This is a genomic window from Neobacillus sp. SRL179 (assembly GCF_984799095.1).
Genome location: NZ_OZ481792.1, coordinates 1,702,032 through 1,724,338 on the forward strand (window position 1 = coordinate 1,702,032; position 22,307 = coordinate 1,724,338).

25 protein-coding genes are annotated in these 22,307 nt (G+C 38.1%); 22 read left to right on the top strand and 3 right to left on the bottom strand.

Features of this window, described 5'->3' with window-relative positions; translation table 11 throughout:
• Window positions 1-171 precede the first annotated feature (171 nt).
• The 9 genes from recA to AC4E8C_RS08480 all read left to right on the top strand — a co-directional run bounded on the left by recA (window position 172) and on the right by AC4E8C_RS08480 (window position 10,137).
• Window positions 172-1,218 carry a recombinase RecA gene (recA, locus tag AC4E8C_RS08440; RefSeq protein WP_490211664.1) on the top strand — a complete coding sequence of 349 codons (1,047 nt, stop codon included), beginning with the start codon at window positions 172-174 and terminating at the stop codon, window positions 1,216-1,218.
• 320 nt (window positions 1,219-1,538) lie between these two features.
• A complete protein-coding gene (gene rny / locus AC4E8C_RS08445) occupies window positions 1,539-3,098 on the top strand; it encodes a ribonuclease Y (protein ID WP_490211665.1) in 1,560 nt (519 codons plus the stop codon).
• 279 nt (window positions 3,099-3,377) lie between these two features.
• The gene (spoVS, locus tag AC4E8C_RS08450; RefSeq protein WP_003211281.1) at window positions 3,378-3,638 is read left to right on the top strand and encodes a stage V sporulation protein SpoVS; all 261 of its coding nucleotides are present in this window, start codon (window positions 3,378-3,380) and stop codon (window positions 3,636-3,638) included.
• 472 nt (window positions 3,639-4,110) lie between these two features.
• Window positions 4,111-5,847 (top strand): 2-oxoacid:acceptor oxidoreductase subunit alpha, encoded by a 1,737-nt coding sequence (locus AC4E8C_RS08455; protein ID WP_490211666.1) that lies wholly within the window; start codon window positions 4,111-4,113, stop codon window positions 5,845-5,847.
• On the top strand, window positions 5,848-6,714 hold the full coding sequence (locus AC4E8C_RS08460) for a 2-oxoacid:ferredoxin oxidoreductase subunit beta (protein WP_490211667.1): 867 nt from the start codon (window positions 5,848-5,850) through the stop codon (window positions 6,712-6,714).
• A 242-nt stretch (window positions 6,715-6,956) separates the two neighbouring features.
• Window positions 6,957-8,501, top strand: coding sequence for a tRNA (N6-isopentenyl adenosine(37)-C2)-methylthiotransferase MiaB (gene miaB / locus AC4E8C_RS08465; protein ID WP_490211668.1), 1,545 nt, complete (start codon window positions 6,957-6,959; stop codon window positions 8,499-8,501).
• Window position 8,502: 1 nt separating this feature from the next.
• Complete coding sequence (locus AC4E8C_RS08470) at window positions 8,503-8,958, top strand: YlbF/YmcA family competence regulator (protein WP_490211669.1); 456 nt, start codon at window positions 8,503-8,505, stop codon at window positions 8,956-8,958.
• Between the two features lie 251 nt (window positions 8,959-9,209).
• The gene (locus tag AC4E8C_RS08475; RefSeq protein ID WP_490211670.1) at window positions 9,210-9,755 is read left to right on the top strand and encodes an outer spore coat protein CotE; all 546 of its coding nucleotides are present in this window, start codon (window positions 9,210-9,212) and stop codon (window positions 9,753-9,755) included.
• A 181-nt stretch (window positions 9,756-9,936) separates the two neighbouring features.
• The gene (locus AC4E8C_RS08480) at window positions 9,937-10,137 is read left to right on the top strand and encodes a hypothetical protein (RefSeq protein WP_490211671.1); all 201 of its coding nucleotides are present in this window, start codon (window positions 9,937-9,939) and stop codon (window positions 10,135-10,137) included.
• 13 nt (window positions 10,138-10,150) lie between these two features.
• On the opposite strand, the gene AC4E8C_RS08485 is transcribed toward AC4E8C_RS08480, so the two are convergent.
• On the bottom strand, window positions 10,151-10,705 hold the full coding sequence (locus tag AC4E8C_RS08485) for a GNAT family N-acetyltransferase (protein WP_490211672.1): 555 nt from the start codon (window positions 10,703-10,705) through the stop codon (window positions 10,151-10,153).
• A 214-nt stretch (window positions 10,706-10,919) separates the two neighbouring features.
• Here AC4E8C_RS08485 and AC4E8C_RS08490 point away from each other — a divergent pair, with 214 nt between their 5' ends.
• From AC4E8C_RS08490 to rpiA, 13 genes are all read left to right on the top strand, one after another.
• Window positions 10,920-11,564 carry a protein kinase family protein gene (locus AC4E8C_RS08490; RefSeq protein ID WP_490211673.1) on the top strand — a complete coding sequence of 215 codons (645 nt, stop codon included), beginning with the start codon at window positions 10,920-10,922 and terminating at the stop codon, window positions 11,562-11,564.
• Between the two features lie 73 nt (window positions 11,565-11,637).
• On the top strand, window positions 11,638-11,961 hold the full coding sequence (locus AC4E8C_RS08495) for an iron-sulfur cluster biosynthesis family protein (protein WP_490211674.1): 324 nt from the start codon (window positions 11,638-11,640) through the stop codon (window positions 11,959-11,961).
• Between the two features lie 48 nt (window positions 11,962-12,009).
• A complete protein-coding gene (locus tag AC4E8C_RS08500; RefSeq protein ID WP_490211675.1) occupies window positions 12,010-12,663 on the top strand; it encodes a carboxymuconolactone decarboxylase family protein in 654 nt (217 codons plus the stop codon).
• A gap of 104 nt (window positions 12,664-12,767) precedes the next feature.
• Window positions 12,768-13,082: a thioredoxin family protein gene (locus tag AC4E8C_RS08505; RefSeq protein WP_490211676.1), complete on the top strand. Its 315-nt coding sequence runs from the start codon at window positions 12,768-12,770 to the stop codon at window positions 13,080-13,082.
• 119 nt (window positions 13,083-13,201) lie between these two features.
• Window positions 13,202-14,002 carry an ABC transporter ATP-binding protein gene (locus tag AC4E8C_RS08510; protein WP_490211677.1) on the top strand — a complete coding sequence of 267 codons (801 nt, stop codon included), beginning with the start codon at window positions 13,202-13,204 and terminating at the stop codon, window positions 14,000-14,002.
• A 159-nt stretch (window positions 14,003-14,161) separates the two neighbouring features.
• A complete protein-coding gene (locus tag AC4E8C_RS08515; protein WP_490211678.1) occupies window positions 14,162-15,256 on the top strand; it encodes a thermonuclease family protein in 1,095 nt (364 codons plus the stop codon).
• A gap of 132 nt (window positions 15,257-15,388) precedes the next feature.
• Entirely contained in the window at window positions 15,389-16,492 is a 1,104-nt protein-coding gene (locus tag AC4E8C_RS08520; protein WP_490211679.1) for an AI-2E family transporter, read from the top strand.
• A 169-nt stretch (window positions 16,493-16,661) separates the two neighbouring features.
• Complete coding sequence (locus tag AC4E8C_RS08525; protein WP_490211680.1) at window positions 16,662-17,672, top strand: DUF3231 family protein; 1,011 nt, start codon at window positions 16,662-16,664, stop codon at window positions 17,670-17,672.
• A gap of 94 nt (window positions 17,673-17,766) precedes the next feature.
• A complete protein-coding gene (locus AC4E8C_RS08530) occupies window positions 17,767-18,021 on the top strand; it encodes a GlsB/YeaQ/YmgE family stress response membrane protein (protein ID WP_490211681.1) in 255 nt (84 codons plus the stop codon).
• Window positions 18,022-18,224: 203 nt separating this feature from the next.
• Window positions 18,225-18,755 carry a CBO0543 family protein gene (locus tag AC4E8C_RS08535; RefSeq protein WP_490211682.1) on the top strand — a complete coding sequence of 177 codons (531 nt, stop codon included), beginning with the start codon at window positions 18,225-18,227 and terminating at the stop codon, window positions 18,753-18,755.
• 175 nt (window positions 18,756-18,930) lie between these two features.
• Window positions 18,931-19,413 carry a DUF2975 domain-containing protein gene (locus AC4E8C_RS08540; protein ID WP_490211683.1) on the top strand — a complete coding sequence of 161 codons (483 nt, stop codon included), beginning with the start codon at window positions 18,931-18,933 and terminating at the stop codon, window positions 19,411-19,413.
• Window positions 19,414-19,423: 10 nt separating this feature from the next.
• On the top strand, window positions 19,424-19,645 hold the full coding sequence (locus AC4E8C_RS08545; RefSeq protein ID WP_490211684.1) for a helix-turn-helix domain-containing protein: 222 nt from the start codon (window positions 19,424-19,426) through the stop codon (window positions 19,643-19,645).
• Window positions 19,646-19,955: 310 nt separating this feature from the next.
• Complete coding sequence (gene rpiA, locus AC4E8C_RS08550; RefSeq protein ID WP_490211685.1) at window positions 19,956-20,621, top strand: ribose-5-phosphate isomerase RpiA; 666 nt, start codon at window positions 19,956-19,958, stop codon at window positions 20,619-20,621.
• Between the two features lie 125 nt (window positions 20,622-20,746).
• Here the strand turns inward: rpiA and AC4E8C_RS08555 are convergent, their stop codons facing one another.
• A complete protein-coding gene (locus AC4E8C_RS08555) occupies window positions 20,747-21,304 on the bottom strand; it encodes a cysteine dioxygenase (protein WP_490211686.1) in 558 nt (185 codons plus the stop codon).
• A gap of 12 nt (window positions 21,305-21,316) precedes the next feature.
• Complete coding sequence (locus AC4E8C_RS08560; RefSeq protein ID WP_490211687.1) at window positions 21,317-22,243, bottom strand: DMT family transporter; 927 nt, start codon at window positions 22,241-22,243, stop codon at window positions 21,317-21,319.
• Window positions 22,244-22,307: the final 64 nt, after the last annotated feature.

Sequence of the window (22,307 nt, forward strand, 5' to 3'; positions counted from 1 at the left end):
TCATGGGGATATGGTTGTTTTTCAGGTATGAATGGTTAAAAAAGGGTCGAATAAATGTTCGCTTTTTTTCTCGACAAATAGCAAAAAAGAGGTTATATTAGTAATAGGTTAACTTTTGATAGATTAAAAAACAAATCATAATTTTTTTTATAATAAAAGGAGGAACTATTTGTGAGTGATAGAAAGGCCGCCTTAGAAATGGCGCTTAAACAAATAGAAAAGCAATTTGGTAAAGGATCCGTCATGAAGATGGGAGAGAAAACAGATACGCAGATTCATACGAGTCCGAGTGGTTCCTTAGCACTTGATGCAGCCCTTGGGGTAGGTGGATATCCGAGAGGCCGTATTATCGAAGTATATGGCCCTGAGAGTTCGGGTAAAACAACTGTTGCCCTTCATGCGATTGCAGAAGTACAAGCTAATGGCGGGCAGGCTGCCTTTATCGACGCAGAGCATGCACTTGATCCAGCGTATGCTCAAAAATTGGGAGTAAACATTGATGAATTACTATTATCACAGCCAGATACCGGTGAGCAGGCACTCGAAATTGCAGAGGCCCTTGTTCGAAGCGGTGCTATTGATATTATCGTAGTCGACTCAGTAGCAGCTCTTGTTCCAAAAGCAGAAATTGAAGGCGAAATGGGCGATTCACACATGGGTTTACAAGCCCGTTTGATGTCCCAAGCCCTTCGTAAACTATCTGGTGCTATCAATAAATCGAAGACGATTGCCATTTTCATTAACCAAGTTCGTGAAAAAATTGGAGTCATGTTCGGAAACCCTGAGACGACACCAGGCGGACGAGCATTAAAATTTTACTCCACTGTCCGTATTGAAGTACGCCGTGCAGAAGCGCTAAAGCAAGGTAATGATATTGTCGGAAATAAGACAAAAATAAAGGTTGTAAAGAATAAAGTGGCTCCTCCTTTCCGTACAGCTGAAGTTGATATTATGTATGGAGAAGGGATTTCAAAAGAGGGCGAGATCATCGATATTGGCTCTGAAATTGATGTAGTTGAAAAAAGCGGCTCTTGGTATTCATATAACGGAGAGAGACTCGGACAAGGCCGTGAAAATGCGAAGCTATTTTTGAAAGAGAATCCTAGCATTCGTTTGGAAATTCAACAAAAAATCCGTGCGCATTTTGGTTTGGACGGAGAAAAAATGGTAACTGAAGCACCTGAAGAAGAGGATGAGCAATTTAATTTACTAGATTAGTGTTCACAGAGCAAAGCCCAAAAGTGGTTTTGCTTTTTTTTACAAATATGAATAAAAATTAATTTTTTTGTATAATTATTCAAATATTTTGTTAAACGAGTGAATAGGTTATATAAAAGTCTAAATACTTTGAAAAGCTAATCGGACTAAGCCTTGACAATAAATATTCACACATTTACAATTAACATGTATATTTTACTTTTTTGGAAATATTACATTGCGAAAAGCCTTGGTGCTTGCTGTATGTTAGTTCTAAACAATGTACATGCCGACACTTAAAAAATTGTAACAAAAGTTCATAGCAAGAGGAGGTGTAACGATTGGACTCTATTACTATCATCTCCATTTTGCTTGGCCTTATCGTCGGTGCCGTTGTTGGCTATTTTGTTCATAAATCCATTGCTGATGCAAAAGTAGCAGGTGCAAAGAATGCTGCAGATCAGATTCTTGAAGATGCGAAACGTGATGCTGATTCATTGAAAAAAGAAGCTTTGCTAGAAGCAAAGGATGAAATTCACAAGCTTCGAACAGAAGCTGAACGTGAGGTTCGTGAACGAAGAAATGAAATGCAAAAACAAGAAAACCGTTTACTGCAAAGAGAAGAGAATTTAGATCGAAAAGACGATACGTTAAATAAGCGTGAAAATCTTTTAGAAAAGAAGGATGATTCTCTAAACCTAAGACAACAGCATATTGAAGAGATGGAAAGCAAAGTGGACGAGTTGGTACGAAAACAACAAACTGAACTCGAACGAATATCAAGCTTAACACGTGAAGAAGCAAAAACCATCATTATTGACAGAATGGAACAAGAATTAAGCCATGACACTGCCATAATGATTAAAGAAAGTGAAAACCGCGCGAAAGAAGAAGCTGACAAAAAGGCGAAGGAAATTCTATCGCTCGCAATCCAGCGTTGCGCTGCTGATCATGTTGCTGAAACGACTGTCTCTGTCGTCAATCTTCCAAATGACGAAATGAAGGGCCGTATTATTGGCCGTGAAGGACGTAACATCCGTACACTTGAAACCCTAACGGGAATTGACTTGATTATTGATGATACTCCAGAAGCTGTTATTTTATCAGGTTTCGATCCAATACGGAGAGAAACGGCTCGTTTAGCACTTGAAAAGCTAGTCCAAGATGGACGTATTCACCCAGCACGTATTGAGGAAATGGTAGAAAAGTCTCGTCGTGAAGTCGATGAGTATATTCGCGAAGTTGGAGAACAAACCACATTTGAAGTGGGTGTTCATGGTCTCCATCCAGATCTTATCAAAATTCTTGGCCGTTTGAAGTTCCGTACAAGTTACGGTCAAAACGTATTAAAGCATTCAGTTGAAGTAGCACAGCTTTCTGGGTTACTTGCTGCTGAACTTGGTCAAGATGAAACACTTGCTCGTCGAGCTGGCTTACTCCATGATATCGGTAAAGCAATTGACCATGAAGTGGAAGGAAGCCATGTGGAAATTGGGGTAGAACTTGCGACGAAATACAAGGAACATCCAGTAGTCATCAATAGTATTGCCTCACACCATGGCGACACAGAACCAACTTCAATCATTGCTGTTCTTGTTGCAGCTGCAGATGCATTATCTGCTGCAAGACCTGGTGCACGAAGTGAGACACTTGAAAACTACATTCGCCGTCTTGAAAAACTCGAAGAAATATCAGAGTCCTATGAAGGCGTTGAAAAGTCTTTTGCTATTCAAGCAGGCCGTGAAGTGCGGATCATCGTAAGACCAGATGCCGTTGACGATCTTTCTGCTCATCGCTTAGCACGAGATATTCGCAAGCGAATTGAAGAAGAACTTGATTATCCAGGACATATTAAGGTGACAGTAATCCGTGAAACTCGGGCTGTTGAATACGCAAAATAAAGCGGTGCGATTGCACCGCTTTTTCTTATGCTCCCACAACCATTGACGAGTAACTAGATAAGCCAATGGTTGTGGGAATTTGTATTAATAAGTTCAAAAGGAGTTTTATCCTTGGACGATGCTATACGAAAGAATCTGAAACGCAAATATCTTGACTTTTTTTGTCCAAGCCGGAATATGTCTTTTCACAACTGAATATAGTAGCAGTGGAATGTTATAACCTGATTTGTTCATGAAACTGCTCATGCGGGATCGGGATTTTCTAAGGGGGAGCTAGGAATGGAAATATTAAAAGTTTCAGCAAAATCTAATCCTAATTCTGTAGCTGGTGCACTTGCTGGAGTTCTGCGTGAAAGAGGTGCAGCAGAAATACAGGCAATTGGTGCAGGTGCATTAAATCAAGCCGTAAAGGCAGTAGCGATTGCACGAGGATTTGTAGCACCTAGCGGAGTGGATTTGATCTGTATTCCAGCGTTTACCGATATTTTAATTGACGGGGAAGAACGCACGGCTATTAAACTTATCGTCGAACCACGTTGAAAGAGATAGACTATTTTCCGGAGAAATAAAAGTACCATATTTACCTGCTTGGGAACATTTCAAGCAGGTTTTTTGTTTCTTTTTTTTAAAAAAATATAGGTTGAGAATAATATTTATCTAAAAAGATATTATTCTGATATACGAAGAAAAATCAATTAATATTATTATAAGTATAACAAAATTCAGGGAAATTAAGGTTTAGTCTATTTTTTTTGTATAAATTTGCCTTCTTGATAAATAGTAAATTTCAAATAATAAAAAAATATTCATATTTTAGACAATATTTCGAGCCAAAGGGTTGCATTTTTCAGACTTAAGGTCTAGAATTGTAAGCGTTTAGTACATATCCTTAATTCTGATTTTTTAGTCTTCTGCACAAAATAATGACTAAAATTTGGAACTTTTGGAAAAGTGCTACTCTAATAAATGTTTAATCTACTTATCTTTTACATATCCAAAGGGGTGTAAGGAAATGATCAATCAACTTTCATGGAAAGTTGGCGGACAACAAGGGGAAGGTATTGAAAGTACTGGGGAAATCTTTGCAATCGCATTGAATCGCCTGGGCTATTACTTGTATGGTTATCGTCACTTTTCATCACGAATTAAAGGCGGTCATACAAATAATAAAATCAGAGTAAGCACAACAGAGGTTCGCTCTATTTCTGATGACCTTGATATCCTTGTAGCATTTGACCAAGAGACCATTGATGTTAATTACAAAGAGCTTCACAGCAGAGGTGTAATCCTAGCTGATTCAAAATTTAATCCTACTAAGCCAGAAGATACCGAGGCTTCATTGTATGCGGTTCCATTCACGGAAATCGCTACAGAATTAGGGACTTCCCTCATGAAAAATATGGTTGCCATTGGTGCCACATCTGCAGTCTTAGATTTGGATATTCATGTTTTTGAAGTAGTGGTTCGTGAAATTTTCGGTAAAAAAGGCGACAAAGTGGTAGCTAAAAATATGGATGCCATCCAAGCCGGTTTTGATTATATGAAAGAAAAAATGGATGCTAATGTACCAACCATGGTCCTTGAAAAAGCAGATGGCAAACACCGTATGTTTATGATAGGTAACGATGCGATCGCGCTAGGTGCACTTGCAGGCGGCTGCCGCTTCATGGCTGCGTATCCAATTACTCCTGCTTCAGATATCATGGAGTATTTAATTAAGAAATTACCTGCAGTCGGCGGAACAGTTATCCAAACTGAGGATGAGATTGCTGCATGTACGATGACAATCGGAGCAAGCTATGGTGGTGTTCGTGCGATTACAGCCTCATCAGGTCCTGGATTGTCACTAAAGATGGAAGCAATTGGACTAGCAGGTATTACAGAAACACCGCTTGTTATTGTTGATACTCAACGTGGAGGTCCATCAACAGGGCTGCCAACAAAACAAGAACAATCAGATTTAATGGCGATGATTTATGGGACACATGGTGAAATTCCAAAAATCGTTATGGCTCCAAGTACGGTAGAAGAAGCATTCTATGATACGGCTGAAGCTTTTAACCTTGCTGAAGAATATCAATGTCCAGTTATCGTTTTATCTGACCTGCAATTATCTCTTGGAAAACAAACGGTTGAACCGCTTGACTACTCAAAAGTAGAAGTTAGACGTGGTAAGCTAGTTACAGAAGAGCTTCCAGAGATCGAAAATAAGGGCTATTTCAAACGCTATGAAGTAACCGAAGATGGTGTTTCACCACGTACCATTCCTGGAATGAAAAATGGTATCCACCATGTCACAGGTGTTGAACATGCTGAAACTGGTAAACCATCTGAATCAGCGCCGAATCGAATTGCGCAAATGGATAAACGGTTACGCAAAGTTGAAAATATCCGCTTTAATACACCTGTTTATAAAAATGCACCACATGAAGATGCTGATCTTTTAATTGTAGGGTTTAACTCTACTCGTGGTGTAATTGAAGAAGCAATGGGACGGATTGAAAAGGATGGTTTGAAAGTAAATCATGCGCAAATTCGTTTGATTCATCCATTCCCTACAGATGAAGTACTGCAATTAGTAAAGTCAGCTAAGAAAGTCCTCGTTGTAGAAAACAATGCAACGGGACAATTAGCTAATATTATGAAAATGAATGTTGGCCATGCTGAGAAAATTACGAAATATGTTAAATATGATGGAAATCCATTCCTGCCACACGAAGTACATTCAAAATGTAAGGAGTTGTTCTAAATGGCCACTTTTAAAGACTTTCGAAATGATGTAAAACCGAACTGGTGCCCAGGCTGTGGCGACTTCTCAGTACAAGCGGCAATGCAGCGTGCGGCAGCTAATGTTGGTTTGCAGCCAGAAAATTTAGCAGTAATTTCGGGGATTGGCTGTTCTGGACGGATCTCTGGTTATATTAATTCTTACGGTTTCCATGGTATCCATGGTCGTTCACTACCAATTGCACAAGGTGTTAAGATGGCCAATCGTGACTTAACTGTAATCGCCTCTGGTGGTGACGGTGATGGTTACGCAATTGGTATGGGTCACACCGTTCATGCGATTCGCCGTAATGTGGATATCACTTACATTGTAATGGATAACCAAATTTATGGTTTAACAAAGGGTCAAACTTCACCTCGTTCTGCAGTAGGCTTTAAAACAAAATCAACACCGATGGGTTCGATTGAACAGGCGATTTCACCGATGGAGATGGCGTTGTCTGTAGGAGCAACATTTGTTGCACAAAGCTTTTCTACTGACTTAAAAGACCTAACAGCATTGATTGAGGCTGGAATCAAGCATAAAGGATTCTCACTTATTAACGTATTCAGCCCATGTGTAACCTATAATAAGGTCAACACCTATGACTGGTTTAAGGAAAATCTAACAAAACTTAGTAATGTTGAAGGATATGATCCTTCTAATCGTGAAATGGCGATGCAGACCATCATGGAACATAATGGTTTGGTTACTGGACTTATTTATCAAAATACAGAACGTCCTTCCTATCAGGAACTACTGACAGGATACTCTGAAGAACCATTAGTAGAGGCAGATTTAAGCCTTGACCAAGCACACTTTGATAAATTAGTTGCTGAGTTTATGTAATGATTGATCAGTTACCCCGTGGAATTTATTCCACGGGGTTTTTGAATGAAGAAGAGGGCATTTTTTTAAAAGAAACATCCCGTGAGCATGCGTGTTTACAGGGATTTCTATTGTTTTCAATTAAGTAAACCTTTATACTATAATAATGTGCAGCTCATGCACTATTCTTGAATCAGGAAAAAAATGACAAAAAGAAATTTAGTAGACACCTGATGTAATTTTACAGGAAAGGGGTTCAACAAATGAATGAAAATCAAAGATTAGAAGGTCAGCAAGTGAAAGCGGCTAATTCTTCGGACAAAAAATCCGCCAAGGATTACAGCAAATACTTCGAACAAGTTATCACGGCACCTTCTCTAAAAGAAGCGAAAAAACGTGGTAAAGAAGAAGTGAAATATCATAATGACTTTGCTATTCCCCAAGAATTTCGCGGCATGGGTGAGGGCAGAAAGTTCTATATCCGTACGTATGGCTGCCAAATGAACGAACACGATACGGAGGTCATGGCAGGTATCTTTTTAGCATTAGGTTATGAGCCAACCGACAATACAGAGGATGCAAATGTCATTCTTTTGAATACCTGTGCGATTCGTGAAAATGCTGAAAACAAGGTTTTCGGTGAACTGGGCCATTTAAAACATTTGAAGCTTGAAAAGCCAGACTTACTTATCGGTGTTTGTGGATGCATGTCACAGGAAGAATCCGTCGTTAATAAGATTCTCAAAACCTATAACCAAGTCGATATGATTTTCGGTACCCATAATATCCACCGTTTACCAAATATTCTCCATGAAGCATACATGTCTAAAGAAATGGTTGTGGAAGTATGGTCAAAGGAAGGCGATGTAATTGAAAACCTTCCTAAAGTTCGTCGAGGAAAAATAAAAGCCTGGGTTAACATCATGTACGGTTGTGATAAATTCTGTACGTACTGTATTGTACCATTTACTCGGGGTAAAGAGCGAAGCCGTCGTCCTGAAGAAATTATTCAAGAAGTCCGCCATTTAGCAGCCCAGGGCTACCAAGAAGTAACCTTACTTGGACAAAATGTGAATGCATATGGTAAGGATTTAGAAGGGTTACATTATGGACTAGGCGATCTTATGGAGGAATTACGTAAGATTGATATTCCACGGATTCGTTTTACCACAAGTCACCCACGTGACTTTGATGACCATCTCATTGAAGTGCTAGCCAAAGGCGGCAATTTAATGGATCATATTCATTTACCCGTTCAATCAGGCTCAACGGACGTTCTGAAAATAATGGCTCGGAAGTATACAAGAGAACAATATTTAGAGCTTGTAAGAAAAATTAAAGCTGCGATCCCAAATGTGGCATTAACAACAGATATTATTGTCGGCTATCCAAACGAAACCGACGAACAGTTTGAAGAAACGATGTCATTATATCGTGAAGTGGGTTATGAGTTAGCCTATACCTTTATTTATTCTCCACGTGAGGGTACACCTGCAGCAAAAATGGAGGATAATGTACCAATGGAAGTGAAGAAAGCCCGCTTACAGCGTTTAAATGCACTTGTAAATGAGCTTTCATTAGAAGCAATGAAGAAATACGAAGGACAGGTTGTTGATGTATTGGTTGAAGGGGAAAGCAAGAACAATCCAGATGTTTTAGCTGGCTATACAAGTAAGAATAAACTTGTTAACTTTGTCGCACCAAAATCAGTAATCGGCAAAATCATTAAAGTTAAAATTACTGAAGCAAGAACATGGTCATTAAACGGAGAAATGGTGGAAGAATTAGAACCAGTTGAGGTGAAATAAAGTGGCGAAGTATACAAAAGACGATATCGTCGCTCGTGCAACAGAATTAGCTCGTATGATTGCAGAAACAGAAGAGGTTGATTTTTTCAAGCGGGCCGAAGCGCAATTGAATGAAAATAATAAAGTGCATACCATGATTGCCGACATTAAGGGTCTACAAAAACAGGCAGTAAACCTACAGCATTACGGAAAACCGGAAGCATTAAAAAAGGTGGAAGACAAAATTACTTCCATAGAACAAGAATTGGATGGGATACCTGTAGTTAGAGATTTCAAACAATCTCAATTAGAAGTAAATGAATTACTTCAGTTGATTGCTTCCACGATTTCTAATACGGTTACCGATGAAATTATTATTTCAACAGGCGGAGACGTCTTATTAGGTGAAACAGGTTCAAGCATAAAAAATGGCGGCGGGGCTTGTGACAACCACGACGACCACGATCACGAACATTAAAATGTAAACCAGACTTCCCATAGGAGTCTGGTTTTTACTTGTCCCAATTCCGCTTAAACGGTCCTTTCGAACAAAATCCTCCTAGGGCAATCTTCTTTTTTAAGTACAGGCTTTAAAGGCACACACCTATAAATCCCGCATAAAATGAACTATGACTAAACTTTTAACCAGTATTCGTAAAAATATATATCACACTAGTCTAAAGAATTGCATACGATGAAATGAAAATGAATGAGGAGGGTTCGCGCGAAATGGGAGAATATAGAGAGATAATTACAAAGGCCGTAGTAGCGAAAGGGCGTAAATTCACCCAGTCCAATCATACAATTAGCCCGGCGCATAGTCCAACAAGTATTCTTGGCTGTTGGATCATCAACCATAAATACAACGCGAAAAAGGTTGGCAAGACTGTAGAAATACATGGCTCCTATGATATCAATGTTTGGTACTCATTTAATGATAATACCAAAACAGAAGTAGTAACTGAACGTGTACAATATACAGATGTCATCAAGTTAAAGTATCGAGACCATGACTGCCTAGATGACAATGAAATTTGTGCTCGAGTACTGCAACAGCCTAACTGCTGCGAAGCTGTCATTTCCCCTAATGGTAACCGCATTATCGTCCATGTTGAAAGGGAGTTCCTAGTAGAAGTGATTGGCGAGACAAAGGTATGTGTTAAGGTCAGCTCTGAAGCCTGCAAGGACCATGATGACGATTGGGGATTGGATGTAGATGACGAGGAGTTTGAGGAACTAAATCCGGATTTCTTAGTCGGTGGAGAAGAGGAATAAGAACACTAGGAAGGTAATACTTCCTAGTTTTTTTCTTTTCCTTTTATTGTATGATATAGGATCAAATTCTAGAATCAGTCAGGGGTGAGACTTGATAACATTAAAGTTCCAAAGGGAATGGTATTTATTATGAATGAATGCCCTGAAAACTCAGCAAGCTATTTCTAGGAGGTGTTCCAAAATGGAGCCAAGACAACCTGGAAATAGGAATATGCCTGATTTTGATCAATTAAACGACCGAATCATTGCTGAAAGTCCGTCAACACCCATGCTTGTGATCAAAACAAATCTTGACCCAAAAGATTCTGAAGAAAATAATCCTTATTATCAAGAAAAAAATGCCACAAACCCAAAGGCATTGAAAAATTACTTTGAAGAGTAAAAAGGGCCAGGAATTAATCTTCCTGGCTTTTTGTCCACTCTGACTGTAATAGCGATAAAACATAGGTATCATGAAAATGATTATTTTGTCTAATATAGCCGCGCAGCAAACCTTCTTTGGAAAATCCTAGTTTAGACAATAGCTCTAAAGATGCTGTGTTTTCAGGATATACTACAGCCCCGACTCGATTTAAATCCAATTTAGCAAAGCTAAAGGATAAGACCTCTTTGACCGCTTCCGTAGCTAATCCCATTTTCCAATATAATGGATGGAGCTCATAGCCGATCTCAGCACGGCTATTGGACAGATGTAATCCATTCAAACCCACTGTTCCAATAATTCTTTGATTCTCTTTTAACTTGATTCCCCAGCGAATTCCCCTTTTCTCAAGAAAATTCTTGTGAAATACGTCTATTAATCTAGAGGCTTCTGCCTGTAAAGTAAAGGAATTGGTTCCATAAAACCGCGTCACTTCATCTAATGATAATATCTCAAACAGCGGATTAACATGCTGATGAGTAAGTTCGATTAACTTTAATCGTTTAGTTTCTAAGTTAGGAAACGTCATGTGAGCTCCTCTCTATATACCGTGTGAACTTTTTCGCATGCAATTACGGATTAGATTATTTCTTTTATTGTATATTGGGAGTATAGAAATTTCTATGTTATTTTACAACTTCATCTCATTAATTGCTTTATAGTGTATAATTTCCAAAAGGGATGTACGATTGAAGGATCCTATCAATAGATTGATGAGGGTCCATTTTTAAGAAGGTGTATAAATGAAAATATCTGAGTATGTAAATTTAATAGAAACTGAGTTGTTACCTAATATAGATTTAACTGTTCAAAGCCTCTTTGAGCCAATTGTTGTCCATAATCGCTCCCATACATGGACAACAATTGGCTGTGGCAATTACGCGGGAGTGTTCTCCCATTCCGCCTGCCCGGATTGGGTAGTGAAAGTATATGGACGCAGTCCGGAAGAACTAAAAAAGGAAATTGCGGTTTATCAAACATTAGGAACTCACAAATCCTTTTCAAAACTGATTGCCTATGGTGAAACCTATTTAGTTTTAAAAAAACTGGAGGGAATCACCTTATTTGACGCAGTTATAAAAGGGATGCAAATCCCTAATCGGGTGATTGAGGATATTGATGCTGGCTTAGAGTATGCTCGGTACATTGGTTTAAACCCTTTTGATGTTCATGGCAAAAACGTTGTTATGTTTGAAGGAAGAGGGTACATTGTTGACGTTTCTGACTTTTATAAACAGGGCTATTGTCATAAATGGGATGATTTGAAAAAAGCTTATTATAAAATTTATCAACGCTTTCTGTATAAATTTCATCCACCCATCCCGTTTTTTATTGTTGACGGAGTTCGAAAGGGATACAGAATGTATCGCAGATGGAAGAAGAATTAAAAGTAGAGTAATAAATAGAAAGATGATAAGAAATAAATATAAAGGGAATAACAATGATAGGGAGGTATAGAAAATGAATATTACGATTACTGAGAAGGCCGTAAAAGTTCTAACTGAAAAAATTGGAGAACAAAAAGGATTTTTGAAAATCCAGAACGAAATGGTCGGCGGAACTTGTGGTGCAGGTGTACCAACCTTGACATTTGTCCCTTCAATAGATGAAACGGATGATATTTTAGTTGAAACAAACAATGGTCCCGTTTTAATGGAGAAATCACAACTCATTTATTTTGATGAGGAATTAATCATTGATTTTTCGGAAGCAGTGAATAGCTTTCAGTTGAAAAGCCCACAGCAAATAGTGAATGGAAGAATGGCATTTGTTTCAAAAGCATAATTTGATTACATTCGTTAGTTAGTATACTAAATGAAAGGAGTCTTTTATATGGAAAACTGTTTATACCATAAAGAGAATTTGAAGAATTTAAATCAACTTAAAAATCTAGTTCCTGATCAATTAAAAGCATTTTCGGAATTTAACAGTGCGGTCCTTAAAGAAGGTACACTTACAAGAAAAGAAAAGGAAATCATTGCTGTAGCAATAGCACATGTAACAGAATGTCCCTATTGTATCGATTCCCATACACGGAGCGCCAAAGCCGAAGGAGCCTCTCTTGAAGAATTAGTAGAGGCTGTATTTGTTGTAGCAGCAGTAGAAGCAGGAGGAGCAGTGACCCATAGTACACATGTACAAAATGCATTAGACCCAGAAGCTGCGGATATACTCTATGCAAGATCAAACCTCAAAAAGCTTCGGAAATTAAGAATCAACGCACCTGACGGCTTTAAAGGGTATTCTGAGTTCAGTGCAGCAGCCATGAAAGAGGGCAAATTAAGTGGAAAGTTTAAAGAAATTATTGCTGTAGCAGTTGCCCATGCCACTCAATGTCCCTATTGTATTGATGTCCACACGAAGAATGCAGCCAAAGCGGGTGCTGCAAATGAAGAATTATCGGAAGCAATTTTGGTTGCTTCGGCATTACTAGCTGGTGGGGCATACGCCCATATGGCTAATTTAATTCAAAGTTACGGTGAGTAGGATAACGAATTTCTTTGGAAAAAAATTAATCCCAATCAAAAAATTTTTGGGAAGAGAGTTAATCTTGTATAATAAGAAAGCATGATATACAAGGGGGATTAGACATGAAAGAGATTAAAACAGAACAAGAATATCGGGATCAAATTACAAATGAGCAACTAACAGTTGGAATCTTTACCACTACTTGGTGTCCGGACTGCAAACGTCTTAACATGTTTATTGATGAAATTACAGAAGAAAACCAAGATAAGCAATGGTTTAAAATCGACAAAGATGAGTTCCCTGAAATTGCAGAAGAGCAAACTGTAATGGGAATTCCATCATTACTAGTTTTTAAAAATGGTGAAAAGCTTGCACATTTACATAGTGCTTATGCGAAGACTGCTGACCAAGTGAGGGAATTTTTAAAGACATTATAGGAATAAAAATATATTTAAAAATAATTGGAATCCAAATGGGTTCCTTTTCTTTTTCTGTGATTAAATCTGAAAATTTTGATATTATTATAGTATAAATTGGTTTGAGAGGAGTAATTTGATTGGTTGTTCAACTAGAAAAGGTCTCTTTAATTCGAGAAGGAAAATGGATCTTAGAAGATATTAATTGGCAAATTAAGAAAGGTGAAAACTGGGTTCTTTTTGGTTTAAATGGCTCAGGAAAAACAGCTCTATTAAATTTACTAAATGCCTACTATTTTCCGACAAAAGGGAAAATTACTGTTTTGGGATTGGAATTTGGGAAAACGTATCTTGGTGAGAAGCTCCGAAAGCAAATTGGCTTCGTTTCGTCCTCACTCCAAGAAAAATTTCATCCTGGTGATAATGCGTTTGAGGTTGTCTTAAGTGGTGCATATGCATCCATCGGTCTCTATGAAACGCCAACAGATGAAATGAGGAAAAAGGCGATCACACATCTTGATGAGCTTGGATATATTGATTATGCAAACCGAGACTATCATACATTATCTCAAGGAGAAAAGCAGCGGGTTTTAATTGCACGTGCTTTAATGGCCGATCCAGCCTTATTGATTCTGGATGAACCAACAAATGGATTGGATTTTATTGCTCGTGAACAGTTATTAGAATCAATAGAAAGGATTGGGCAAAACGCGAATCCACCAGCAATCATTTATGTTACCCACCATGTGGAAGAAATTTTACCTGTTTTCAGTAAGACTCTATTACTGAGGAAGGGACAAGTTTTTGCAGCCGGAAATACCAAAGAAATGATAGACAGTGAAAAGCTCAGCCAATATTTTAATCTTCCTGTGAAGGTGTATTGGGAGAATGGCCGCCCATTATTATCAAAATTAGCAGCGAAAGAAAGTATAAGAATTTAAGGGTAAAAGTAAAAACAGATACTGATGGAGGAGGACCTTAATGATATAAGGTCCTTTTAATATTGGCTTCAGTATTTTTTATGATTTCATAATTAGTAATAAAAGTAAATTGCTAATAGGTATAATAAGAAATAGATTGAAAAAAGGAGATTTTGGATTGTGAAAATTATTAAAGGGATTCTTATTGTACTGGCCCTATTGTTTATGTTGATCATGGGCATCATCGCTCCTGTAGCATTCATCGGGATGGCTATTTTTTTAATAGGGTTGTTTTTCAATAACCAATATAAAAAAAGAATGGTTCGCTTTGCCAAATCGAGATGGCTTATTGCGGGTGGACTCATTTTATCATTTGTATTAGCCCTGGTGTTTTCAGAACCTCCTGAGCCGCAGAGGGCGATAAAACAAAAAAAGGCTGGATCGTCTATAAATAAGGAAAAGCAAGAGGCAGCAAAAAGGGAGGAAGTAGAACAAGAAAAGGCGGAAGAACAGCGTAAAGCGGCAGAACAAGCGGAAGAAGAAAAGCGTATAGCAGTCGAGAGAGCTGAAGCAGAAAAAATGGAACAGGAGAAACAGCAAGCCGCAAAACCTTCTCAAGAAGAATTAGCAAAGAATATGGGCTTAGAGCTTGTCACCGTTGCTAGAGTGGTTGATGGTGATACCTTTGTGACCTCCGATGGAAGAAAAGTGCGTTTGGTTGGGGTTAATACGCCAGAATCAACCACAAGACATGAACAATACGGCAAAGAAGCGAGCAATTATACAACGACCAAATTGAATGGAAAACAGGTATGGATGCAAAAAGATGTCTCAGAAACGGATCGCTACAGCCGTTTGCTGAGAGTTATATGGCTAAGCGTTCCGTCAGATGACCGGGATGAAAATGAAATTCGTTCGAAAATGTACAATGCTGAACTGGTCTTAAATGGTTTTGCAGAACCATCTACCTATCCACCCGATGTAAAATATAGTACTTTCTTTGTAAAGTTTGCTAGAGAGGCAAGGGAAAATAACAGAGGTTTATGGGCCTTTGGGGAACAAGGAACAACAAAAGGTGATTTAGATTCAGAACGCGTTCCTTCTTCATCGAGTGGAAATCAATCTGGAGGTCCTTCTAAAAGAGGAGGAGAGTCGTTTAAAAATTGTACGGAAATGAGAAAGGTTTATCCAAAGGGTGTTCCCTCCACACATCCTGCATATGAGGCAAGGCATGATCGTGATCAAGATAAATGGGCCTGTGAACCGGCATATTGAACGTATAAACTATGTTAAATCTTATTGTCAACAAGGTTTGTTAAATCTGTTTAAAATAAGAACTGAAAGAATTGTCCGGAAAACACTTTGTTTGATATACTTTAAGTAAAAAAAGAATAAGAGGTACATACTTTGCCAAAGTCAAAATTTCAGTACTGGCTCATCCAAATTTTACTTATTTTAACCATTCTATTTGTGGCAACAAAAATTTCGTTTTTGTTCCAGCCAATCGGCATTTTTTTCTCCACTATTTTCTTTCCGATTTTGATTACAGGATTCTTGTTTTTCTTGCTCAATCCGGTTGTGAATTTTCTCGAACGCCGAAAATTGCCAAGAATAGTGGCCATCTTAATCATTTATGTGGTTTTTGCAGGGATTCTTGTACTGGCTATTGGGAATTTGGTTCCGGCCATAACCAAACAAGTCACCGCTCTGGCCAACGAAATTCCGGTGTATGCTGATAAGACGATGGAGTTTTTTGACAAAATGGCCCAATCATCAGATTTGAACCGGTTTATGGACGAACAAGGTGATTTAATCGATAGCATTCAACAAAGGCTTGTCGAGTTCGCTAACACCCTGCCAGACAATATTACACGTGGCCTTGGGAATATTATTGGCGTCATCACAAATATTGCTATTATATTAGTGACCGTTCCTTTTTTATTATTTTACATGTTTAAGGACGGACATAACTTCCCAAAAGCGGTCGGTAAGTTTATCCCGGCTGAATATAGGGAAGAAGGGATGTCGATTTTAAAAGAGACGGGTGAAACACTTTCCGCCTATATACAAGGTCAGGTGACCGTTGCGTTGGCGGTAGGGACTCTGACCTTAATTGGCTATTTGATCATTGACATGCCTTATGCCTTGGTACTTGCCTTGATTGTAGCCTTTACGAATATTATTCCCTATGTCGGCCCGATTATAGGCGGTGCACCTGCCGTCCTGATTGCTCTTTTCGATTCACCAACAAAAGCCCTGCTTGTGGTGGTGGTAATATTAATTGCCCAGCAAATAGAAGGGAATTTTTTGTCTCCGATGATCCTTGGAAAGAGTCTGGATACCCATCCAGCTACCATCATCATTATTTTATTGGCAGCTGGAAACTTAGCGGGTGTACTTGGAATGGTATTAGCTGTCCCAACCTATGCAGTATCAAAAACAATTGTCTTAAATGTCGTCAAATTTTTAAAGGCCCGAAAGAGGGCAAGTATTACTGTCGAGGAGATTTGATAGGAAGAATAAACACCAGAGAGAATCTCTGGTGTTTTTTTTGCAGAAAAAGGATCCTTTTAAAAAAAATCGCTTAAAAATATTACATATTTTTACATATTGATGGAAGGATAAAGGTCAAGAAAGAAATAATACAATAATCAGCGAGTTTTTGAAGGGACTGGTAGTAGTGAATAGCCAAACATCCCATAACGTTCGGCTTACAGCGCCAGAAATAGCAAATATTTGGACACAGTTTCAAAATGACACAATGGCTATATGTGTTTACACCTATATGTTGAAGATTGTAGAGAATGAATCTATTCGACCAATATTAAAATTAGCCTTGAGCCTGGCGGATTATCACATTCCAAAGATTAAGGAATATTTTAAAACAGAAAAATTTCCTATTCCACATGGATTTACAAAGGACGATGTAAATTTAGATGCTCCACGTTTATTTTCGGACGAATTTTGTTTGACCTATACCTACATAATGAGTGTTCATGGTTTAGCGGGATATGCTGCTGCACTTACTACTAATATGCGACGTGATATACGTGATTACTATGTTCAATGTCAAAATGAAACCATGGAACTTTTTAATCGTTCCCTTGATTTGCTTCTAGAAAAAGGAATTGTCTCAAGACCACCATTTATAAACCCTCCCAAGAGTTATGAGTTTGTGGAGACAAAGAGCTTCCTGAAAGGATTTTTTGGGGGAGAAAGGACTTTAAATTGCATTGAGATTAGTAATATCTATTGGGATTTGAAAAAGGCACAGTTGGACAAATCGATGTGTATGGCATTTGCTCAAGTTGCAAAATTACAAGAGGTTAAAGATATGATATGGCGTGGAGTAAAGATAGCCGGAAAGCATGTTGAAATTCTTGAAACATTACTGTCCCATGACCAACTACCTTCACCAAAATCAGAAGATGCCGAAATTACTAATTCAACAGTTCCACCTTTTTCTGACCGTCTTATGATTTACCATAAATTGATAATGGGTTCTTCTCAAGTAGGACTGTATGGAACCGCGATTGCTACATGTCAGCGGTATGATTTAAGTTCAAATTTCTTCAGACTTTTGATGGAGCTTACTGAGTTCTTGAAAGATGGGTATAAGCTTATGATTAAACATAAGTGGGCGGAACAAGTGCCATTAACTGATGATCGGGAAAAACTTTCAGGTCAGTGAAATTAAAGGTTGTTTAAGAAGGTGTTAAAATTATTTAGCATTCAAACACGCAGTAAACCCCGCCAGAATAAGATAACAAAAAGGGGTTGTTTGAATGAGTTTGGTAACATTTATTCTTTCTGTAATCATGGCAATGGTTATAGGGACGGTTGCGGATAAATTATCACCTGTGAATATGCCAGGAGGCTGGGCAGGAGCGATAGTGGCTGGTTTTATTGGAGCTTGGATAGGTCCGCTCCTTTTTGGGACATGGGGTCCAATCGTAGCGGGATTTTCGTTAGTTCCTGCACTGATTGGTGCCATCATTGTTGTAATAATAGCAGGTATGATTGCTAAGTTACTTGATTAACAATCTAAGTGGAATTGCTGTAAATATTGTCGCCTAAAAAAGGACCTTGTCAAAATACCGATTTGACAAGGTTTATTTCTATGTGCCAGACATGATGGCAGACGACCTTCTTATCATATTCATTTGTTAATGAATAAGAAAGGAGAAAATAAACAATACTGGAAATAAATTTCCAATTAGATGTTTTGGTAAGGAGATTAATAATGATCAATGGAATATATGCCCTCATTTGGCTTGGGGCAGCCTTGAAATGGGGGGATTGGCGGAATTGGAGAAAATATTATCCAACCATTCTCTTCTTTATTCTAGGGGATTTACTTTATTTATTTTTACTATCAGACCTATATCCGATGTGGAGGTACAACCCGCCTAATATTGATGAGAAAATAGGGATGACCAATAAAATAGTATCTTTATCTATTATCATAATTAAGTATCCTGCCACAGTCCTAATATATTTAGCAAAATTACCACAATACAACAAACTAAAAGAAGTAACATATATTCTTTGTTGGGTCCTAATATATCTCGTTAATGAAATAATTGATATAAAAACAGATTTAATCAAATATTATAATGGATGGAGCATCTGGTGGTCTATTTTGTTTAATACGGTTATATTTGTGTTGCTTAGAATCCATTTCAAAACTCCCTTAGTGGCATTGGCGTTATCTGTCATGTTTATTATTTTTTTATGGCAAATTTTTGATATTCCTTTTTCAGTGTTTAAATAGATGGAAAAAACTACATAGCAAAGAATGTTGGTCGATTCTCCAATATGAGAACGGCCTTTTTTGATTAAGGAGATTTGTATTCAATAAAAAAGACATATAATTCAATAAGTTTTTATTGAAATTCAATAAATAACGTTATAAAATCAAATTACAATAAATAAGTGAGGTGCTTTTTATGAAAAGAGGATCAACACTCTTTCTGAAGTTAGCTGTTATTCTTATGGGGATACCGATTCTAGCATTGTGCATTTTTTTGGTTCCTGAGTTAGGGGACCTTGCAGCACAATTGCTTCCAGATTTTGCTTTTATAAAATATCTTGTTTACATCATTTTTGATGCATCGGCGCTACCTTTTTACTTTGCATTGTACCAGGCCTTCAAACTTTTACGCTATATTGATAAAAATGAGGCTTTTTCGCAGCTTTCTGTGAATGCTTTAAAGAGAATCAAACAATCTGCCATTACAATTAGTTTCTTGCATCTGCTTGTCTTGCCGCTCTTCTATCTCTTTGCGGATGCAGACGACGCCCCAGGAGTCATCTTTGTTGGATTGATTTTTCCATTTGCTTCTATGGTGATTGCCGTCTTTGCTGCTGTTCTTCAAAAGCTTTTAAAAGAGGCAATTGATATAAAATCGGAAAATGACTTAACGGTCTGAGGTGGCGGATATGGCGATAATTATTAATATTGATGTGATGTTGGCCAAAAGGAAAATGAGCGTAACAGAGCTTTCGGAGAAGGTTGGGATTACGATGGCGAACCTTTCTATACTGAAAAATGGGAAAGCAAAAGCGGTTCGTTTTTCAACATTAGAAGGGATTTGTAAGGCTTTAGATTGTCAGCCTGGAGATATTTTAGAATATCGGAGTAATGAAGACAATTTAGAATAAGGGGAGGTGTGGGATAAAGGGAAGAGAACTCAATTTATAATTTAGTCCTTTTTAGCTGATGGTGCTTTGCTTTATAAATGAGCAGGGCATCTTTCTATTTGTTTCAAGTGTGGATGAATAAGAAAAGAGAAAACAAACGATACTGGTAATAAATTTCCAATTGAATTTGGCGGAAGTGGGATTCCTCTCCAAGGCCAGCGTTAGCTGACAATATGATTTTAACAAAGTGAACCTTAAGGCGTATTCTATGTAACAATGGGTATTTTACATAGTGAAATTTTCAGGTCTTTCATGAAAGGGGGGGCAGGACTTGAATGAAAAAAAATTAGTCGGTGAGAAAGCTGTAGATTTTGTGAAGGAAGGAATGGTAGTTGGACTAGGTACTGGTTCCACAGTTTTTTATACCATTTCAAAGCTTGGGGAATTAGTCCAACAAGGATTATCTATTAAAGGAATCCCAACTTCAAAACAAACAGAAAAGTTGGCCCGCAAACTTGGGATTCCACTCATTTCCTTTAATGAAATAGACAAAATTGATGTGGCAATAGATGGTGCTGATGAAGTAGACCCTGATTTAAATCTTATTAAAGGTGGCGGGGGTGCCCTTCTAAGAGAGAAAATCATTGCAAAAGCCGCGAACATTTTTATAGTCGTCGCCGACTCGAACAAAATGGTGGGGAAATTAGGAACCTTTCCGCTTCCAGTAGAAGTAGTGCCATTTGGTTTTGAGATGACAAGTAAATATATTCAAGAGCTCGGGGTATCTCCAAGGTTAAGACAAAATAACGGGATTCCTTATCAAACAGATAACGGAAATTATATTTTTGATTGTGTCTTCAAAGAGATCATGAATCCTGAAGATTTGGAGAGAGACCTTAATCTTGTACCGGGTATTGTAGATAATGGCTTATTTGTCGGAATGACCGACATCGTGATTACCTTAGATAAAAATAAAGAAATTAAGATAATTAGGTGATCTCGATTTATCATTTCTAAATAATTTTAAAAACTTAGGTCGTTCCCAAAATTTCTAGTTTTGTTGGCTATATAGAAGGCAGCTACCCCTTTACAAGAGGTAGCTGCCTTCTGTCTTGCTGTGACTTAATTCATCTTAAGTTTTATCTCTTTTACTTTTTGATATTGTTCGTCTGGCCACCATGCCCCGCAATCATCCGATACGACACAAGCAGCACATTTTTCCAAGTCATAAACTATCATTCCGGTAATGGGCGGGGAATAAAGATGGAGGGTAACCATTTCTTTATTGTTGGAAGCCTTCATTTTATGGATGGCTTTTTTCGGTGCAAAAAAATAGTTACCTTGATGATAGTACTTATGAAATAATTCTGTAGGCAAACCATTCCTGTTTACTTCATAAACAGAGTTAAGGGAAGTACCGGAGAGGACTTGGATCCAGCCGTGGGAATGGCCGTGATCATGTGGAGCACATTCTAACTGTGACCAGTTCATCACGAGCAATTCCACCTCTTTATTTTTAAAAAGAAGCTTGCGGTTATACGGCTTTCCTGCAGATGGTTCTGGTAAGTCAGCCAAATCATCAAGTGTTAGATTGAGTTGTACTAAAGCATCTTTCAACACAGCTTTAGATGGGCTTTTTAAAGGATTTAAAACATTTTCAATCCTATTTAACAAAGTCATAATGCTTTCCTCCTATAGTCGTTTTTTCTTAAAGAAGTTGAACAACATAGGTACAAGCTGACCGTTCACAATAATTACTCCCATTATAATTATGACTCCACCTGTAACACTTATGAGAAAAACTTTTTCCTGTAAGAATATGACCGCGGCAATTAATGTTGCAAGTGGCTCCAAATAAAGGAACATCGAAACCTTTGAAGCTTCTAATACATCAAGGGCCTTAGCCCAATACCAATAAGCGATGCCCGATACAAAGACTCCAAGAAACAACAAATGAGCCCACTCTGAATGGTTCAACAGGGAAAGGGTCTCCCAGCCTTTGTTTCGGATAATAAAAGGGGTAGTCAGGATTAATCCTAATAAACACATATAAAATGTGACTACAAGCGGGGGATAGGGGATTTTTAAGTTTTTTAAAAGTATTGAATAAACAGCCCAGTTTAACGTGCTTAAGAACATCAGTATGAAACCCAGGTTCAAGGTAAGTTGGAAGGATTGTCCACTTCTTGTTGTTATGACCAGAAGAACACCAGATATGGCCAGCACCATACCAGTAACCTTTATGAAGCTCATCTTTTCATGCAAAAAAAGGACAGACAGGATTACTGTAAAAATAGGGGAGAACGAAATGAGCCATCCAGCAGATGAAGCATCAAAGGTCAGTAATGCGGTTGCCTGGAGCACCTGGTGGACAAATACACCAAGGATACCCAATATCATTAAATGGGGGAGGTATTTAATAGAGACAGATAGCCGTTTACGCTGCAATAGTAATAGAATAAGCAAAAAAAGGGCGCCAATTCCAAAACGAAGAACGAGTAACGAATAGGGGTCAAGCTTTACGAGGACAACCTTTGTCGACACAAATGAAACACCCCAAAAACTAATCGACATCAACGCATACATAGAGGCAGCAAACTTCGATTTCGTATAATTCATCTCTGAGCATCCCTTCAAAAAACATAGATATTTCATCCTATGCTTGTCCGGATAGAAGATGATT

Coding starts and splice junctions, on each gene's coding strand:
- spoVS (WP_003211281.1), top strand. CDS start 3,378: ATGGAAATATTAAAAGTTTCAGCAAAATCTAATCCTAATTCTGTAGCT.
- AC4E8C_RS08455 (WP_490211666.1), top strand. CDS start 4,111: ATGATCAATCAACTTTCATGGAAAGTTGGCGGACAACAAGGGGAAGGT.
- AC4E8C_RS08460 (WP_490211667.1), top strand. CDS start 5,848: ATGGCCACTTTTAAAGACTTTCGAAATGATGTAAAACCGAACTGGTGC.
- miaB (WP_490211668.1), top strand. CDS start 6,957: ATGAATGAAAATCAAAGATTAGAAGGTCAGCAAGTGAAAGCGGCTAAT.
- AC4E8C_RS08475 (WP_490211670.1), top strand. CDS start 9,210: ATGGGAGAATATAGAGAGATAATTACAAAGGCCGTAGTAGCGAAAGGG.
- AC4E8C_RS08480 (WP_490211671.1), top strand. CDS start 9,937: ATGGAGCCAAGACAACCTGGAAATAGGAATATGCCTGATTTTGATCAA.
- AC4E8C_RS08485 (WP_490211672.1), bottom strand. CDS start 10,705: ATGACGTTTCCTAACTTAGAAACTAAACGATTAAAGTTAATCGAACTT.
- AC4E8C_RS08490 (WP_490211673.1), top strand. CDS start 10,920: ATGAAAATATCTGAGTATGTAAATTTAATAGAAACTGAGTTGTTACCT.
- AC4E8C_RS08495 (WP_490211674.1), top strand. CDS start 11,638: ATGAATATTACGATTACTGAGAAGGCCGTAAAAGTTCTAACTGAAAAA.
- AC4E8C_RS08500 (WP_490211675.1), top strand. CDS start 12,010: ATGGAAAACTGTTTATACCATAAAGAGAATTTGAAGAATTTAAATCAA.
- AC4E8C_RS08505 (WP_490211676.1), top strand. CDS start 12,768: ATGAAAGAGATTAAAACAGAACAAGAATATCGGGATCAAATTACAAAT.
- AC4E8C_RS08530 (WP_490211681.1), top strand. CDS start 17,767: ATGAGTTTGGTAACATTTATTCTTTCTGTAATCATGGCAATGGTTATA.
- AC4E8C_RS08535 (WP_490211682.1), top strand. CDS start 18,225: ATGATCAATGGAATATATGCCCTCATTTGGCTTGGGGCAGCCTTGAAA.
- AC4E8C_RS08540 (WP_490211683.1), top strand. CDS start 18,931: ATGAAAAGAGGATCAACACTCTTTCTGAAGTTAGCTGTTATTCTTATG.
- AC4E8C_RS08545 (WP_490211684.1), top strand. CDS start 19,424: ATGGCGATAATTATTAATATTGATGTGATGTTGGCCAAAAGGAAAATG.
- AC4E8C_RS08555 (WP_490211686.1), bottom strand. CDS start 21,304: ATGACTTTGTTAAATAGGATTGAAAATGTTTTAAATCCTTTAAAAAGC.
- AC4E8C_RS08560 (WP_490211687.1), bottom strand. CDS start 22,243: ATGAATTATACGAAATCGAAGTTTGCTGCCTCTATGTATGCGTTGATG.